This is a genomic window from Streptomyces sp. NPDC051214 (genome assembly GCF_040682375.1).
Taxonomy (GTDB): Bacteria; Actinomycetota; Actinomycetes; order Streptomycetales; family Streptomycetaceae; genus Streptomyces.
Genome location: NZ_JBFBAT010000001.1, coordinates 18,479 through 34,917, shown reverse-complemented (window position 1 = coordinate 34,917; position 16,439 = coordinate 18,479). Strand labels below are relative to the sequence as shown.

At 70.0% G+C, this 16,439-nt stretch carries 11 protein-coding genes and 1 pseudogene; 7 read left to right on the top strand and 5 right to left on the bottom strand.

What is annotated here, in order from left to right; all coding sequences use genetic code 11:
- Positions 1-51: 51 nt before the first annotated feature.
- The 4 genes from AB0M70_RS00155 to AB0M70_RS00140 form a co-directional block, all read right to left on the bottom strand.
- Complete coding sequence (locus AB0M70_RS00155; protein ID WP_365814658.1) at positions 52-1,119, bottom strand: YncE family protein; 1,068 nt, start codon at positions 1,117-1,119, stop codon at positions 52-54.
- Between the two features lie 246 nt (positions 1,120-1,365).
- Positions 1,366-2,310, bottom strand: coding sequence for an aldo/keto reductase (locus tag AB0M70_RS00150; protein ID WP_365814656.1), 945 nt, complete (start codon positions 2,308-2,310; stop codon positions 1,366-1,368).
- Between the two features lie 45 nt (positions 2,311-2,355).
- Complete coding sequence (locus AB0M70_RS00145; RefSeq protein WP_365814654.1) at positions 2,356-3,297, bottom strand: adenosine kinase; 942 nt, start codon at positions 3,295-3,297, stop codon at positions 2,356-2,358.
- Positions 3,298-3,337: 40 nt separating this feature from the next.
- Positions 3,338-4,366, bottom strand: a complete 1,029-nt coding sequence (locus AB0M70_RS00140; RefSeq protein ID WP_365814652.1) for a LacI family DNA-binding transcriptional regulator — start codon at positions 4,364-4,366, stop codon at positions 3,338-3,340.
- A 335-nt stretch (positions 4,367-4,701) separates the two neighbouring features.
- On the opposite strand from AB0M70_RS00140, the gene AB0M70_RS00135 reads away from it, so the two are divergent.
- The 7 genes and pseudogenes from AB0M70_RS00135 to pulA all read left to right on the top strand — a co-directional run bounded on the left by AB0M70_RS00135 (position 4,702) and on the right by pulA (position 15,384).
- Positions 4,702-5,973, top strand: a complete 1,272-nt coding sequence (locus AB0M70_RS00135; protein ID WP_365814650.1) for an extracellular solute-binding protein — start codon at positions 4,702-4,704, stop codon at positions 5,971-5,973.
- Positions 5,974-6,993 (top strand): sugar ABC transporter permease, encoded by a 1,020-nt coding sequence (locus tag AB0M70_RS00130; protein WP_365814648.1) that lies wholly within the window; start codon positions 5,974-5,976, stop codon positions 6,991-6,993. It begins immediately after the preceding gene.
- A 5-nt stretch (positions 6,994-6,998) separates the two neighbouring features.
- Positions 6,999-7,895 (top strand): carbohydrate ABC transporter permease, encoded by an 897-nt coding sequence (locus AB0M70_RS00125; RefSeq protein WP_365816211.1) that lies wholly within the window; start codon positions 6,999-7,001, stop codon positions 7,893-7,895.
- 61 nt (positions 7,896-7,956) lie between these two features.
- Positions 7,957-9,606, top strand: a complete 1,650-nt coding sequence (locus AB0M70_RS00120; RefSeq protein ID WP_365814646.1) for a glycoside hydrolase family 13 protein — start codon at positions 7,957-7,959, stop codon at positions 9,604-9,606.
- The gene (locus AB0M70_RS00115; RefSeq protein WP_365814644.1) at positions 9,603-10,670 is read left to right on the top strand and encodes a LacI family DNA-binding transcriptional regulator; all 1,068 of its coding nucleotides are present in this window, start codon (positions 9,603-9,605) and stop codon (positions 10,668-10,670) included. The genes AB0M70_RS00120 and AB0M70_RS00115 overlap by 4 nt, the downstream gene beginning before the upstream one ends.
- Positions 10,671-11,065: 395 nt before the next feature.
- Positions 11,066-12,487: pseudogene (locus tag AB0M70_RS00110) on the top strand (alpha-amylase family protein); the annotation flags it as partial.
- A 191-nt stretch (positions 12,488-12,678) separates the two neighbouring features.
- Complete coding sequence (gene pulA, locus AB0M70_RS00105) at positions 12,679-15,384, top strand: pullulanase-type alpha-1,6-glucosidase (RefSeq protein ID WP_365814642.1); 2,706 nt, start codon at positions 12,679-12,681, stop codon at positions 15,382-15,384.
- A gap of 37 nt (positions 15,385-15,421) precedes the next feature.
- Here pulA and AB0M70_RS00100 read toward each other — a convergent pair whose 3' ends face one another.
- The gene (locus AB0M70_RS00100; protein ID WP_365814640.1) at positions 15,422-16,345 is read right to left on the bottom strand and encodes an MBL fold metallo-hydrolase; all 924 of its coding nucleotides are present in this window, start codon (positions 16,343-16,345) and stop codon (positions 15,422-15,424) included.
- Between the last annotated feature and the right edge of the window lie 94 nt (positions 16,346-16,439).

Here is a 16,439-nt window from a genome sequence, read left to right as displayed (position 1 = left end):
ACGATCGCGTGGCGGGCGGGGCGTCGAGTGATTCCGGGCGTGGGCGCGAGCTCAGCGGCCGATGCGGATGCGGTGCGCCTGGTCCTGGCCCTCGGGGCCGGTGCCGGACTTGTCGACCACGAACGCCGTACCGCCCGTCACCTGCACGTGGTTGGGGTTGGCGCCGGTGGCCAGGGTCTCGATGACGGCACCCTTGGCGGGGTCGACGACGGTGACGGTGCCGGGGGTCCGGTTGGCGACCAGGACCTTGCCCGAACGCCGGTCGGTGGCGACGGACAGCGCGCCCGCACCGGTCGGCACGGACTTCGTCACGGTGCCCTTTTTGAGGTCGACGACCGAGACGCCGCCCGCGGCCTGGTCGGCGGTGTAGGCGGTACGGCCGTTCTTGGAGAGCGCGATGGAGATCGGGCCGTCGCCGGTCGGGATGAGGCGCGGGCTCTGGCCCTTCGGGGTGATCTCGATGATCCGGTCGCCGTTGAGGTCGGCGGCGTAGAGGGCGCCGGTCCGCGCGTTCAGGGCGAGGCCGGTCGGGCTCGACCCCTCGACCGTGACGCGCTTCTTCTCCTTGAGGGTGCGGGTGTCGAAGGCGACGACGGTGCCGTCGCCGAAGCCGCTCGCCCACGCGGTGTTGTGCTTGGCGTCCACGACGACCTCACGGGCGTGGTTCACGCCGGGCAGCGAGGTGAGGTGCTTGCCGGTGCGCTGGTCGTAGACGGCCACGGAGTTGTCGCGGGTGTTCGTCGTCCAGACGGTGTTGTGCTCGTCGTCGACGGCGATTCCGTAGACGGCCTCGACGGCGCCGGTCGTGGCGTTGGTGACCGGAGGCGTGTAGGTGGCCTTCACCTTCAGGGTGCGCGGGTCGACCTTCAGCAGGCCGGAGTTGGTGACGGGCGGCCGGCCCACCGCGGAGGTGGCCCACAGCACGTTGTTCCGCTCGGAGTAGGCGGACTGGTAGAGCCCCTTCACGAGCGGCGCGGACTCGACGGTCGAGCCGGACGCTTTGCCGGAGGCCTTGCCGGGCTGCGCGGAGGCGGTACCGGTCAGGGCCAGCGCGCTGCCGGCGGCGAGGGCCACGGCGACTGCGGCGGTACGGCGGATGCGGCAGGTGAGTGAGGACATGCTGCGTCAATCTCCTTGACTGAGGCGCCTCCAGGAGAGGCGATCAGTCGCTAACTTAGCTTAGGCTTACCTAAGTCACATACCTCGGCTCGTGTGGCGCCCACCACATCCGAACCCCTCGACTACGGCCCCACGGGGCAAGGCCGAGGTGAAATCAGCGCCCCCGTAGATCAGTTGAGGAGAGACCGCAGGCGACAGGCCGACAACTCGGCGGCGCAGATCGTCCGACGGCTGTAGGAGGGGCGCCTAGGGAAGCGGGCCGCCCCGGGCCGTGATCCACAGGTCGTACCACTCCTCGTGGGTGAGTTCGGGTTCGCGGTGTACGGCGTCGCGGCAGGCGAGGATGCGGTCCGGGCGGCTGGAGCCGATGACGGGGGCGATCCGTGCCGGGTGCCGTTGGAGCCACCACAGGAGGATCGTCTCCGGGGTCGTCCGCTTGCGTGCGGCGAGGTCGGCGACGAGCCGTGCCGTCGGGGTCTCGCCGCCGCCGGTGAAGCGACCCCGGGCGAGGGCTCCCCAGGCCTGCAGTTGGATGCCGTTGGCGGTGCAGTACTCGAGTGTCCCGTGCGGGAAGCCGCTGTCGGCCGCGGCGGGGGTGTTGACCAGTACCCCGGCCTCCACCCAGTCGCGGCACTCCAGGCTCATCTCCAGTTGATTGGCCACCAGCGGTACATCCAGATGCGCCCGTAGGTGCGCGATCTGCGCGGCGCTCATGTTCGACACACCGAACCGGCGCACCAGGCCCTGACCGTGCAGCGAGGCGAGCGCCTTCGCGATCTCCTCCGGGCCGGTCAGCGGGTCGGGGCGGTGCAGGAGCAGTACGTCGATCACGTCGGTGCGCAGCCGGGTGAGGCTCTCCTCGACCCGCTGGACGATGGTCGGCCCGCGCAGGTCGTACAGACCTGGCCGGTCGCCGTCGGCCAGGCGGATGCCGCACTTGGTCTGCAGGACGATGCGCTCGCGCAGCCCGGACGCCCTGGCGAGCACCTCGCCGAACACCGCCTCCGACTTGCCGTGCCGGTAGATGTCGGCCTGGTCGAACACCGTGATGCCGGCCTCCAGCGCGGCGTCCACGGCGGCCTCGGCCGTGGCGATGTCCTCGGCGGTGTACGGCGTGGTGTCCCAGGAACCGCCGAGCCCCATGCATCCGTACAGCACACGACCGGTGTGCACGTCGGTCCGTGATGCCATTTCTCTTCCTCCGTGTCGCTGCGTGGTGGTGCCGGCCATCCTCGCTCAGGCCCGCGGTGGTTCGGTGGGCGGTCCGCCCGGGGGCCCGGCGGCCAGGGAGAGGAGTTGTTCCCTGGTGATGACGTCGGTGCCGGTGGCCGGGACGGTGCAGGCGTACGCTCCGGCGATCGCGCCGTAGCGGGCGCACCGCAGGGGGGATTCGCCGGCGAGGCGGCCGAAGAGGTAGGCGGAGGCGAAGGCGTCACCGGCGCCGTTGGAGTCCACCACGGGCGCCGGGGGCGTGACGGGCGGCACGTGGGACAGCTCGCCGTCGACGAGGAGGTGGGCCCCCTCGGCCCCGGCCGTCGCGACGACCGCCTCGGCCCGGCCACGGGCGGCGATCTGACGCATGGTCTTCTCCGGGTCGGTCAGCGCGGTGGCCGAGAGGAAGACGATGTCGGCCTCATAGGCGAAGGCCTCGTGGTACGGCTCGGTGCCGTCCCAGTTGTGCAGGTCGGTCGAGATGCTCACGCCGGCCGCGCGCAGCGTGGGCAGGGCGAAGGCGCAGGGATGGGTGAGGGAGACGTGGGCGTGCCTGCTCACCGCGGTGAGGGCCTCGACCGTCGCCGTGGGCAGCCGGTCCGTGCCCTGTGACCGGCTGTTGTCGTACAGCGAGAGGCGCCGTCCGTCGGGGCCGACCAGGTTCACCGCGCGCTTGGTGCCGGCGCGCTGGAGCGCCTCGGTGAAGGGGATCGCGCGCTCGCGGTGCAGCGCGCGGACCAGATCGCCCTCGTGGTCGTCGCCGATGAGGTCGATGTGATGGGTGCGCAGCCCCAGCGCCTGCACGCCCATGGCGACGAAGTCACCGGTCTGCCCGGCGCGCGTCTCGATCGCGGGGACCAGGTGACTGTCGGCGTAGGGGAGCGGCAGCTCGGGGACGTACACGATCGAGTCCACGCCTGCGCCGCCGAGCACCAGGACGTCGATCTCGGTCGTCTCAGTTGCCACAGGTGCTCCTGCTCGTCAGTGCTGGTCCTAAGGCTGGTCCCTAGGGCTGGTCCGAGCGGCCGGACGCCGTCGAGCCGCGGACCACGAGCTCCGGCATGAAGAGGAACTCGCTGTGCGGCGCGGGAGTTCCGCCGATCTCCTCGAGGAGCGTACGCACGGAGGCCTGGCCCATCGCCTGGACCGGCTGGCGGATGGTGGTCAGCGGGGGGTCGGTGAACGCGATGAGCGGCGAGTCGTCGTAGCCGACCACCGAGATGTCGTGCGGCACCCGCAAGTCCCGTTCCCGCGCGGCCCGGACGGCGCCGAGCGCCATCATGTCGCTGGCGCACACGATCGCGGTGCAGCCACGGCCGATCAGCGTGCCCGCCGCGGCCTGGCCGCCCTCCAGGGTGTAGAGGGAGTGCTCGATCAACTCCTCGGAGTCCGCCGACGACATCCCGAGGCGTTCCTGCATGCCGATCTGGAAGCCCTCGATCTTGCGCAGGACGGGCACGAAACGCTTGGGGCCCACCGCGAGCCCGATCCGGGTGTGCCCCAGTGAGGCGAGGTGGGTGACGGCGAGCCGGGCCGCGGCACGGTCGTCCGTGGAGACGAAGGGTCCCTGCACCTTGGGGGAGAAGCCGTTGACGAGGACGAAGGGCACGCCCTTGCCGCGCAGCACTTCGTAGCGCTCCATGTCGGCGGTGGTGTCGGCGTGCAGGCCCGAGACGAAGATGATTCCGGAGACGCCGCGGTCCACCAGCATGTCGGTGAGCTCGTCCTCGGTGGAGCCGCCGGGCGTCTGGGTGGCCAGGACGGGCGTGTAGCCCTGGCGGGTCAGGGCCTGGGCGATGACCTGGGCGAGGGCCGGGAAGATCGGGTTGTCCAGCTCGGGCGTGATCAGGCCGATCAGTCCTGCGCTGCTGCGCTGCCGCAGCCGCGAGGGACGTTCGAAGCCGAGCATGTCCAGGGCGGCCAGGACGGATTCGCGGGTCGCCGCCGCCACACCGGGCTTGCCGTTGAGGACGCGGCTGACGGTGGCTTCGCTCACCCCCGCCTGCGCTGCGATGTCGACGAGCCGTGCGGTCATGCGGGGACTGTACCGGTGATCTGCCGGATTGCACACCGCTTGTGAAAGCTTGCAGAAAGTTCCGGTTCTGCAAGGAGCTTGCGGGCCATTCGGGGTCAAGTAGGGGCGACCGATGCCACCTCAGGGGCCTGTCAAGCGCAGCAAGAGCAACCGTAAGGACACACAGCGGTAACGATCAGCAGTCCTTGCAGAAATTTCCCGCAAGGTCTTTCGGGCGCTTTTCAATCCTGTTACGTTCCCTGGCAACCCGGCGCCGCGTCGAGTGCGGCTCGTAGGAGGCAGCTCTGTTGGGGGTTTCGCCTCCCCTTGTTCCGGGATCAGTTGAAGGAGTTCACATGCGGCGTGGCATAGCGTCCACCGCACTGGTCGCGACCCTGGCCCTGACAGTGGCAGCGTGCGGTGGCGATGACGGTGACAGCGGCAACAAGGGTTCGGGCAAGCTGTCCGGAACCGTCACTTTCTGGGACACCTCGAACGACGCCGAGAAGGGGACCTACGAGAAGCTCGCCAAGGGCTTCGAGAAGCTCCACCCGGACGTCAAGGTCAACTATGTGAGCGTCGCGTTCGGCGAGGCCAACGCCAAGTTCAAGAACGCCGCGGGCGGCAACTCCGGCGCCCCCGACGTGATGCGCACCGAGGTCGCCTGGGTCGCCGACTTCGCCAACCTGGGCTACCTCGCCCCGCTGGAGGGCACCCCCGCCCTCGACAAGGCGGACGACTACCTCCCGCAGGCCGCGGCAAGCACCAAGTTCAAGGGCAAGACCTACGCCGCCCCGCAGACGATCGACACCCTGGCGCTCTTCTACAACAAGAAGATGCTCAAGGAGGCCGGCGTCGAGGCCCCCAAGACCTTCGACGAGGTGAAGTCCGCCGCCAAGAAGATCAAGTCGAAGTCCGGCAAGACCGGCCTCTACCTGCGCGGCGACGACCCGTACTACTACCTCCCGTACCTCTACGGCGAGGGCGGCGACCTCCTCGACACCAAGAGCAAGAAGATCACCGTCGACGACCCCGAGGGCGCGGCGGCCTTCAAGGTCATGAAGGACCTGGTCGACTCCAAGGCCGCCACCACCGACGCGAGCGACGGCTACAACAACCAGCTCAACGCCTTCAAGGACGGCGACGTCGCGATGGCCCTCGACGGACCGTGGTCCATCGAGGGAGCCCTGCAGGGCAAGTCGTTCAAGGGCGACAAGGCCAACCTCGGCATCGCCCCGGTGCCCGGCGGCAGCGACCGCCAGGCCTCCCCGCAGGGCGGCTGGAACCTCGCGGCCTACGCGGGCTCCAAGAACCTCGACGCGAGCTACGAGTTCATCAAGTACATGAGCTCGGCCAAGGTGCAGCAGCAGACCACCGAGAAGCTGAGCCTGCTGCCCACCCGTACCTCGGTGTACGACGTGCAGTCCGTCAAGGACAACCAGATGGTGCAGTTCTTCAAGCCGGCCGTGGACAAGTCCGTGGAGCGGCCGTGGATCCCGCAGGCCAACGCCCTGTTCGAGCCGATCCGGCTGCAGATGGAGAAGGTGCTCAGCGGCAAGACCTCGCCCGAGAACGGCGCGAAGGGTGTCGGCGACGCCTACCGCAAGCTCCTGAAGGACTACAAGTAAATGGCTGTTGACAGCAGCCAGTCTCTGGCCAAGGCCGCGGACGCCCAGGGCGCCCGCGGCCGCGGCCGGCGGACCGGCGACACCGGCAAGACCCCCGGACGGCTGCGCAGGTCGCTGTCCACGCACTGGTACGCCTGGGCCATGGTCGCCCCCGTGGTGGCCGTCATCGGCGTGATCATCGGGTACCCGCTGGTGCGGGGCCTGTACCTGTCGACGACCGACGCCAACGAGGCGAACGTCGAGCGCACCATCGGCATGAACCACATCCCGGCGACCTACAAGTCCGTCGGCCTGGACAACTACACCGCCGTCCTCTCCGACGGCGTCTTCTGGGACCGGCTGACCTGGACCATCATCTGGACCGTCTCCTGTGTCGCGATCTCCTTCACGCTCGGCCTGGTCCTCGCGAACATGCTCAACCGCAAGCTGGCGGGGCGCTCCCTCTACCGGATGGCGCTGATCCTGCCCTGGGCGGTGCCGGCCTTCGTCTCCGTCTTCACCTGGCGGCTGCTGTTCAACGAGAAGAACGGCATCCTCAACAAGATCCTCGCCGGTGGCGGCATCGACGCGATCCCGTGGCTCAACGACCCCACATGGGCCAAGCTCTCGGTGATCACGGTCAACGTCTGGCTCGGCGTCCCGTTCATGCTGGTCGCCATGCTCGGTGGACTCCAGTCCATCCCCGGTGAGCTCTACGAGGCCGCGGAGATGGACGGCGCGAACGCCTGGCAGCGCTTCAGGCACATCACCCTGCCGGGCCTGCGGACCGTCAGCAGCACCGTCATCCTGATCAGCGGCATCTGGACCTTCAACATGTTCCCGGTGATCTTCCTGCTGACCCGGGGCGGTCCGGGAGACGCCACCGAGATCCTGGTGACGTACGCCTACCGGCTCTCGTTCGTCGTGAGTCCGCGCGACTTCGCGGGATCCGCGGCCTGGGGCGTCATCATTCTGCTGCTCCTTTCGCTTTTCGCGGTCGTCTACCGCCGCGCGCTCCGCAAGCAGGGAGAAGTGTGGTGACCACCATGACCGACGAGAAGACCTCGGCGACCGGCGGGAAGACCCCGCCCCCGGCCCGGCCCAAGAAGGTCAGGGAGCGCGGCGAGCGCGGCCCGCTGGCCTCGGTCGGCCTCCACCTGGGCCTCCTGATCGCCTCCGCCACCGCGATCCTGCCGCCGCTGTGGCTGCTCATCACCTCGTTCAAGCCGACCAGCGAGGCGTTCTCCACCGACCTGGTCAAGGACTTCACGCTCCGCAACTACGACCACGTCGTCAACGACACCGAGTTCCTGAGCTGGCTCGCCAACTCCCTGCTCGTCGTCGGCCTCACCACGGTGATCGGCGTCTTCATCTCGGCGACCACCGGCTACGCCGTCAGCCGCTTCAAGTTCCCCGGCATGCGGCCACTGATGTGGATGCTGCTGATCACCCAGATGTTCCCTGTCGCGGTGCTCATCGTGCCGCTCTACAACCTCCTGGCGAACCTGGGCCTGCTCAACCAGCCCATCGGCCTCGTCGTCACCTATCTGACGATCGCCGTGCCCTTCTGCGCCTGGATGATGAAGGGGTACTTCGACACCATCCCGGTGGAGATCGACGAGGCCGGACGCGTGGACGGACTCAATCCGTTCGGCACGTTCTGGCGGCTCATCGTGCCCCTTGCCAAGCCCGGTCTGGCCGTCACCGGCTTCTACAGCTTCATCACCGGCTGGGCCGAGGTCGCCTACGCCTCCGCCTTCATGACCGGCGAGGAGAACCTCACCCTGGCGGGCGGCCTGCAGACCTTCGTCAACCAGTACACCAGCGACTGGGGCTCGCTGACGGCCGCGGCGGTGATCGTCGCCGTACCCGCCGCTGTGATCTTCGGCTTCGTACAGCGCCACCTCGTCTCCGGCCTCACGGCCGGCGCGACGAAGTCCTGACGCGCAGCCCTGCTACCGCGCACACCCCCCTCGCACTCGACCTCTCGATCTCAGGGAAGACATGACCCAGCATCTCGCTGCCCCTGCAGCCCCCGCCTCCGGCACCCACACGGACTGGTGGCGTGGCGCGGTGATCTACCAGGTCTACCCGCGCAGCTTCGCCGACGGCAACGGTGACGGAATGGGTGACCTGGACGGCATCCGTGCCCGCCTTCCCTACCTCAGGGACCTCGGCGTCGACGCCGTCTGGCTCAGCCCCTTCTACTCCTCGCCGCAGGCCGACGCCGGTTACGACGTCGCCGACTACCGCGCGATCGACCCGATGTTCGGCAGCCTCCTGGACGCCGACGCCCTGCTGCGGGACGCCCACGGCCTGGGCCTGCGCGTCATCGTCGACCTGGTGCCCAACCACTCCTCCGACCGGCACGACTGGTTCCAGCGCGCCCTGCGCGAGGGCCCCGGCTCCCCGTTGCGCGAGCGCTACCACTTCCGGCCGGGCAAGGGCGAGAACGGCGAACTCCCGCCCAACGACTGGGAGTCCGTCTTCGGCGGCCCCGCCTGGACGCGGACACCGGACGGCGAGTGGTACCTCCACCTGTTCGCCCCCGAGCAGCCCGACTTCAACTGGGAACACCCCGCCGTCCACGACGAGTTCCGCTCGATCCTGCGCTTCTGGCTCGACATGGGCGTCGACGGCTTCCGCGTGGACGTCGCCCACGGCCTGGTCAAGGCCGAGGGGCTGCCCGACATCGGCCGCAGCGACCAGCTCAAGCTGCTGGGCAACGATGTCATGCCGTTCTTCGACCAGGACGGCGTGCACGAGATCTACCGCAGCTGGCGCAAGGTCCTGACGGAGTACGCGGGCGAGCGCATTCTCGTCGCAGAGGCCTGGACCCCGACCGTCGAGCGTGCCGCCGCCTACGTGCGCCCGGACGAGATGCACCAGGCCTTCAACTTCCAGTACCTGGGCACCCACTGGGACGCCGCGGAGCTGCGCGAGGTCATCGACGTGTCGCTGGCCGCGATGCGCCCCGTCGGCGCCCCGGCCACCTGGGTGCTCTCCAACCACGACGTCACCCGCCACGCCACGCGGTTCGCCAACCCGCCGGGGCTCGGCACGCAGCTGAGCACCGCGGGCGACCGCGAGCTCGGCCTGCGCCGTGCCCGCGCCGCCTCGCTCCTGATGCTGGCGCTGCCCGGCTCCGCGTACGTCTACCAGGGCGAGGAACTGGGCCTGCCGGACGTCACCGAGCTGCCGGACGAGGTGCGCCAGGACCCCTCCTTCCTCCGCGCGAACGGCCAGGACGGGTTCCGCGACGGCTGCCGGGTGCCCATCCCGTGGACCATCGACGGCTCCAGCCACGGCTTCGGTGCGGGCGGCAGCTGGCTGCCGCAGCCCGAGGGATGGGGCGAGCTCAGCGTCGAGGCGCAGACCGGCGACCCCGCGTCCACGCTGGAGCTGTACCGCAGGGCGCTCGCCGTGCGCCGGGAGCTGCCGGGCCTGGGCGCCGGCGACTCGGTGGAGTGGCTCGATGCCCCCGAGGGTGTCCTCGCCTTCAGGCGTGAGGGCTTCGTGTGCACGGCCAACACCACCGGTGAAGCGGTGCGGATCCCGGCCCCCGGCCGGATCCTGCTGTCCAACGCCGAGGTGGAGACGGCGGACGGCAAGGTCGAGCTGCCCGCCGACACCACCGTCTGGTGGGCGGTGTGACCCTTTCCCTGCCGCGGTCCGCCGACCGGGGAGACGGGGGAGACCGGGGCGTCCCGCGGCTCGCGGACATCGCGGCCCAGTCCGGTGTCAGCGAGGCCACCGCGAGCCGGGTGCTCAACGGCAGGCCGGGGGTGGCCGCCGGCACCCGGCGCCGGGTGCTCGCCGCCCTGGACGTCCTTGGCTACGAGCGGCCGATGCGGCTCAAGCGGCACAGCGCCGGTCTGGTCGGTCTGGTCATCCCCGAGCTCAGCAACCCGATCTTCCCCGCCTTCGCGCAGGTCGTCGAACAGGTCCTGTCCGGGCACGGCTACACGCCGATGCTGTGCACCCAGATGCCGGACGGGGCCAGCGAGGACGAGCTGGTCGAGCAACTGGAGGAGCGCCGGGTCAGCGGCATCGTCTTCCTGTCCGGGCTGCACGCCGACACCACGGCCGACCCCACCCGGTACCTCGAACTGCACGCCCGCGGCGTGCCGTTCGTCCTGATCAACGGCTACAACGAGCACATCCCGGTGTCCTTCGTCTCGCCCGACGACCGCGCGGCCGCGCGGATGGCGGTGCGTCACCTCGTCGACCTGGGCCACCGGCGGATCGGGCTCGCCATCGGCCCGACCCGCTACGTCCCCTCGCTGCGCAAGGCGGAGGGGTTCACGGCGGCACTGCACGCGCTGCTCGGCCTGGAGCAGGGGGAGGCCGAACAGCGCGTGCAGCGCACGCTGTTCACGGTCGAGGGCGGGCACGCGGCGGCCGGCGCCCTGCTCGACCAGGGGTGCACGGCGATCGTCTGCGGCAGCGACATGATGGCGCTCGGTGCGGTCAGGGCGGCGCGTGAGCGCGGCCTGTCGGTGCCCGGCGACGTCTCCGTCGTCGGCTTCGACGACTCGCCCCTGATCGCCTTCACGGACCCGCCGCTCACCACGGTGCGCCAGCCGGTGCAGGCGATGGCGAGCGCCGCGGTGGGCGCGCTGCTCGAGGAGCTGCACGGAAACCCCGTACAGCACACGGAGTTCGTCTTCCAGCCCGAGCTCGTGGTGCGTGGCTCGACGGCGCAGGCGAAGCGCTGAGAGGGAGGCCCCCGGCGCCGGCCCCGGTCGGGGCAGCGGGGTGATGACGTGGCGCCGGGGCCTCTCCGTCCCACGACTCCGGTCCGGACGGCCGGGCGCGTGGGGCCCGTTGCCGGATCCCCCGGCCGTCCGGACCGGAGTCGTGGTTGAACGTAGCACCGTCGCAATGTCTTGCGAAAGGTTTTGCGGGCCGTGAACTCCCGGGATCGCGCATCTGACGCCAGAGTGTGCGCCGAGGGTTGACCGGGGTTCTTGAGGGTCGTACGGTCTCGACCGAAAACGGCGTTGAAATGTTTCTGCAACATCCTTCAACGGCCTTACGGGCACGGCGCGTTGCCGGACAAGGTCACCTCACTCAGGCAAAAGGTCACACCTCACTCATGCAGGAGGCCCTCATGGCTGGCCGGAAGTCCAGAGTCCGCAGACCCGTCAGCAGACCCGTCCGCAGACCCCTCGCCGCCGCTCTCGCCCTGGTCGCGGGAGTTGCCGGCAGCATCGTCGCCGGAGCCCCGCAGGCGCAGGCCGCGCCGCCCGGCGGCAAGGACGTCACCGCCGTGCTCTTCGAGTGGAAGTTCACCTCGGTGGCCAAGGCGTGCACCCAGCAGCTCGGCCCCGACGGCTACGGCTATGTCCAGGTCTCCCCGCCCCAGGAGCGCATCCAGGGCGAAGCGTGGTGGGCCGCCTACCAGCCCGTCAGCTACAAGATCGGCACCAGGCTCGGCGACCGGACCGCGTTCCAGAACATGGTCAACACCTGCCACAAGGCCGGGGTGAAGGTCGTCGTCGACGCGGTGATCAACCACATGACGAACGCCAACGGAACCGGCTCGGCGGGATCGTCCTTCACCAAGTACGACTACCCGGGCACGTATTCGGGCGCCGACATGGACAACTGCCGCTCGGACATCAGCAACTACCAGGACCGCTGGAACGTCCAGAACTGCGAACTGGGCGGCCTCGCCGACCTCGACACCGGCGAGGACTACGTCCGGGGGCGGGTCGCGGCCTACCTGAACGACCTGCTGTCCCTGGGCGTCGACGGCTTCCGCGTCGACGCGGCCAAGCACATACCCGTGGACGACCTGAAGAACATCAAGTCCCGGCTCAGCAACCCGGGCGTCTACCTGAAGCAGGAGACGATCTTCCGAGCGGGCGAGGCGGTCTCCCCGAGCGAGTACACCGCCACCGGCGACGCCCAGGAGTTCCGCTACGGCTGGGACCTGAAGCGGGTCTTCAACGACGAGAAGCTCGCCTACCTGAAGAACTTCGGCGAGGGCTGGGGCTACATGCCCGGCGGCTCGGCCGCCGTCTTCGTCGCCAACCACGACACCGAACGCCACGGCCAGACCCTCAACTACAAGGACGGCGCCAACTACACCCTCGCGCACGTCTTCATGCTGGCCCTGCCCTACGGCGCACCGGACGTGCACTCCGGCTACGAGTTCACCAGCAACGACGCCGGATCACCCAACGGCGGCCAGGTGAAGGCCTGCTACAGCGACGGCTGGAAGTGCCAGCACGCCTGGCCCGAGATCAAGAGCATGGTCAAGTTCCGCAACACCGCCCGCGGGACCGGCATGACCAACTGGTGGGACAACGGCAACGACGCCATCGCGTTCGGCCGCGGCGACAAGGCCTACGTGGTCATCAACCACGAGGGTTCCTCGGTCGCCCGGACCTTCCAGACGTCCCTCGCCGCGGGCAGCTACTGCGACGTCCAGAGCGGCAGGAGCGTCACCGTCAACGGCTCGGGCCAGTTCACGGCCTCCGTCGCGCCGAACACCGCGCTCGCCCTGCACACCGGGGCCAGGAGCTGCTGAGCTCCGCACCGCGCGGCTGACCGGCCTGCTGCACGGGCCGCCCGGCATTCGCTTCCCCGCCCGCCGGGCGGCCCACCCCCGACGCGGGGCTCTGCCCCGGACCCCGCTCCTGGAACGCCGGAGGGGCTGATATGTGCCCCCGGCGCGCTCACCATCCGCACTCCGTAACGCACAAGGAGAAGTTCCCCTTGACCGGCTCCCCCCGCCGCACCCTCGTCACCACGGCCCTCGCCCTGCTCGCCGCGGTCGCGCCCCTGACGCCCTCGGCCACCGCGGCACCCCGGACGTCGGCCGCCGCCGACGCACCCGCCGCGCTCGACTTGTCCGCCTCCCGGGCCCAGTGGATCGACAAGAACACCCTCGCCTGGGAGGTCCAGGGCGATGCCGCCTCCCAGGAGCTGGTGTACGCCCGCGACGGGAAGCTCGCCGTCAAGGACGGCGAACTCACCGGCGAGGGACGGCGGATCCGCCTCACCCCGGCCGAGGGCGGCCTCACCGACGCCCAGCGCAAGAAGTACCCGCACCTGAAGAGCTACGCCGCCTTCACCGTCGACCCGCGCGACCGCGACCGCGTCCGCCACGCCCTCACCGGCCAGCTCGTCGCCACCCGCGCCGGCGCCGACGGCACCCTGCTGACCGCCACCGGCGTCCAGACCCAGGGCATCCTCGACGACCTTTACGGCGCCGCCGCCACCAAGGCCGCCCTCGGCCCGCAGTTCCGCGACGGACGCCCCACGCTCGCCCTGTGGGCGCCCACCGCCCAGTCCGTGAGCCTCGAACTCGACGGCAAGCGCGTGGCGATGCGGCGCGACGACGCCGGCGGCGTGTGGTCCGTCGCCGGCGCCAGGAGCTGGGCGGGCAAGCAGTACCGGTACGTCGTGAAGGTGTGGGCGCCCAGCGTCCAGAAGGTGGTCACCAACAAGGTCACCGACCCCTACTCCACGGCGCTCACGGCCGACTCGACGCGCAGCATCGCCGTCGACCTCGACGACCCGAAGCTCGCCCCCAAGGGCTGGGAGCAGCTGAAGAAGCCGAAGGCGACCCCGCTGCGCGGCGCGCAGATCCAGGAGCTGCACATCCGTGACTTCTCCGTCGAGGACAAGACGGCGCGCCACCCCGGCACATACCTGGCCTTCACGGACACGAAGTCCGACGGCGTGAAGCATCTGCGCGAGCTGGCCAAGGCCGGCACCTCCTACGTCCATCTGCTGCCCGCCTTCGACATCGGGACCATTCCCGAGCGCGAGGCCGACCAGGCCACGCCCGACTGCGACCTGACGGCCCCCGCCCCGGACTCCGAGGAGCAGCAGGCCTGCGTCGCCAAGACCGCCGCCAAGGACGCCTACAACTGGGGCTACGACCCGCTGCACTACACCGTTCCGGAGGGCAGCTACGCGAGCGACCCCGACGGGACCCGGCGCACGGTCGAGTTCCGGCAGATGGTCCAGGGCCTCAACGGCTCCGGCCTGCGGACCGTGATGGACGTCGTCTACAACCACACCGCCGCGAGCGGCCAGGCCGACAAGTCGGTCCTCGACAAGATCGTGCCGGGTTACTACCAGCGGCTGATGGCGGACGGCACGGTCGCCACCTCCACCTGCTGTGCCAACACCGCGCCCGAGAACGCCATGATGGGCAAGCTCGTCGTCGACTCGCTGGTCACCTGGGCCAAGGAGTACAAGGTCGACGGCTTCCGCTTCGACCTGATGGGCCACCACCCCAAGGCCAACATCCTGGCCGTCCGCAAGGCCCTCGACGCACTGACCCTCAAGAAGGACGGCGTCGACGGGAAGAAGATCGTCCTCTACGGAGAGGGCTGGAACTTCGGCGAGATCGCCGACGACGCCCGCTTCGTCCAGGCCACCCAGAAGAACATGGCCGGCACGGGCATCGCCACCTTCTCCGACCGCGGCCGCGACGCGCTGCGCGGCGGCGGCCCCTTCGACGAGGACCCCGGCGTCCAGGGCTTCGCCAGCGGCCTGTTCACCGACCCCAACGCCTCCAAGGCGAACGGCACACCCGCCGAGCAGAAGGCCCGACTCCTGCACTACCAGGACCTGCTCAAGGTGGCCCTCACCGGCAATCTGTCCGCGTACACCTTCACGGACTCCTCCGGCCGCAGGGTCAAGGGCTCCGAGGTCGACTACAACGGCGCGCCGGCCGGATACGCGGACGCCCCCGGCGACGCCCTGTCCTACTCCGACGCGCACGACAACGAATCCCTCTACGACGCCCTCGCCTTCAAGCTGCCCGCGGACACCACGGCCGCCGAGCGCTCCCGCATGCAGGTGCTCGCGATGGCGACCTCGACCCTGGCCCAGGGCCCTTCCCTGTCCCAGGCCGGCAGCGACCTGCTGCGCTCGAAGTCCCTGGACCGCAACTCCTACGACAGCGGCGACTGGTTCAACGCCCTGCACTGGAACTGCGAGGACGGCAACGGCTTCGGACGCGGCCTGCCCCCGGCCGCCGACAACAAGGACAAGTGGGCCTACGGAAAGCCCCTGTTGACGTCCGCGAACCTGACCCCGGGCTGCGCCGAGATCAACGGGACATCGGCGGCCTACCAGGACCTGGTGAAGCTGCGCGCGACCGAGCCCGCGTTCTCCCTGAAGACGACCGACCAGATCCAGTCCCGGCTCTCGTTCCCGCTCTCGGGCACATCCGCCGAGACCCCCGGCGTCATCACCATGGAGCTCGGGAACCTCGTGGTCGTCTTCAACGCGACCCCCCAGGCACAGGAGCAGCGGGTGGCGGGCCTTGAGGGCACCGCGTACGGGCTGCACCCCATCCAGGCGCGGGGCGCCGACCCGGTGGTCAAGTCGGCCTCGTACGCGCGCGGTTCAGGAACGTTCAGCGTCCCCGCCCGCACGGTCGCCGTCTTCGAACGGGGCTGACCCGAGGCCCTGACACGGTAGTCCGCTACCCGCCCCTCTAGGAGGCAGGCACGAGCCGGTAGGAGTCGCCGTCGGCGATCACGTGGCCTGCTGTGGGGGGCGGGAAGTGGCTGCCCAGCAGGAGAGTTGAGGTGCCGGAGAGTTCGTGCAGGAGCTCGTGGCGGGTGCGGGCCGCCGCCTCGGGGTCGATGTCCACGCAGCTGCCCAGGTCGGGGTGGATCAGCTGGACGGGGTGGTGGATGCAGTCGCCGGTGATGAGCGCGCTCTCGCCGTGGCTGCGTAGCTCCACCGCGACCTGGCCCGGTGTGTGGCCCGGGGTGGGGCGCAGGCGCACACCCCGGGCGATGTCGGTGCCCCCGGAGGGGACGTCGACGAGGTCGAGCAGGCCGGCCTCCTTGATGGGGTGCACGGAGTCGCGGAACATCTGGCGTCGGGGCTCGTCCATGTCGACACCGGCCCAGTGGTCCCATTCGGAGCGGGCCGTGAGGTAGCGGGCGTTGGGGAAGGTGGGCACCCAACTGGCGCCGTCGGCGCGGGTGTTCCAGCCGACGTGGTCGGTGTGCAGATGGGTGAGGACGACGAGATCGACCGTTTCGGGGGCGAAGCCGGCCTGCGTCAGGCGCGTGAGGTAGTCGCTGTCCAGGTTGTCCCACGCGGGGTTGGCCCGCTGCTTGCCGTTGCCGATGCCGGTGTCCACGAGCACGCGCAGCCCGTCGGCCTCGACCGCGAAGCTGTGGCTCGCCAGGCGCAGGACGCGTTGTGCGTCCGCGAAGTCGGGTTGCAGCCAGGAGGATCGGGCGACGACCTCCGGGGTTGCTCCAGGCAGCAGCCACGGGCCTGTCTGTGAGGGGAGTTGGACCTCGTCGATGCGGTGCACGGTGAGGTCCCCGACCGTCCAGGCCGGGGCGCTGGGAGAAGGGGAGGGGCCGGGGGTGGCGTGGTGTGCGGATGTCGTGGCCATGCGGTGATCCATCCTTCGGTCGGCCGGGTGACGGTGCCATCCCAGATCTAAAAGCAACTGGTTTGCGTTAACGCAGCGTAGGCCCTATCGTCGC

Bases quoted from the DNA above. Each gene is read 5' to 3' on its own strand.
- AB0M70_RS00155 (WP_365814658.1), bottom strand. From the start codon at position 1,119: ATGTCCTCACTCACCTGCCGCATCCGCCGTACCGCCGCAGTCGCCGTG.
- AB0M70_RS00150 (WP_365814656.1), bottom strand. From the start codon at position 2,310: ATGGCATCACGGACCGACGTGCACACCGGTCGTGTGCTGTACGGATGC.
- AB0M70_RS00140 (WP_365814652.1), bottom strand. From the start codon at position 4,366: ATGACCGCACGGCTCGTCGACATCGCAGCGCAGGCGGGGGTGAGCGAA.
- AB0M70_RS00135 (WP_365814650.1), top strand. From the start codon at position 4,702: ATGCGGCGTGGCATAGCGTCCACCGCACTGGTCGCGACCCTGGCCCTG.
- AB0M70_RS00130 (WP_365814648.1), top strand. From the start codon at position 5,974: ATGGCTGTTGACAGCAGCCAGTCTCTGGCCAAGGCCGCGGACGCCCAG.
- AB0M70_RS00125 (WP_365816211.1), top strand. From the start codon at position 6,999: ATGACCGACGAGAAGACCTCGGCGACCGGCGGGAAGACCCCGCCCCCG.
- AB0M70_RS00120 (WP_365814646.1), top strand. From the start codon at position 7,957: ATGACCCAGCATCTCGCTGCCCCTGCAGCCCCCGCCTCCGGCACCCAC.
- AB0M70_RS00100 (WP_365814640.1), bottom strand. From the start codon at position 16,345: ATGGCCACGACATCCGCACACCACGCCACCCCCGGCCCCTCCCCTTCT.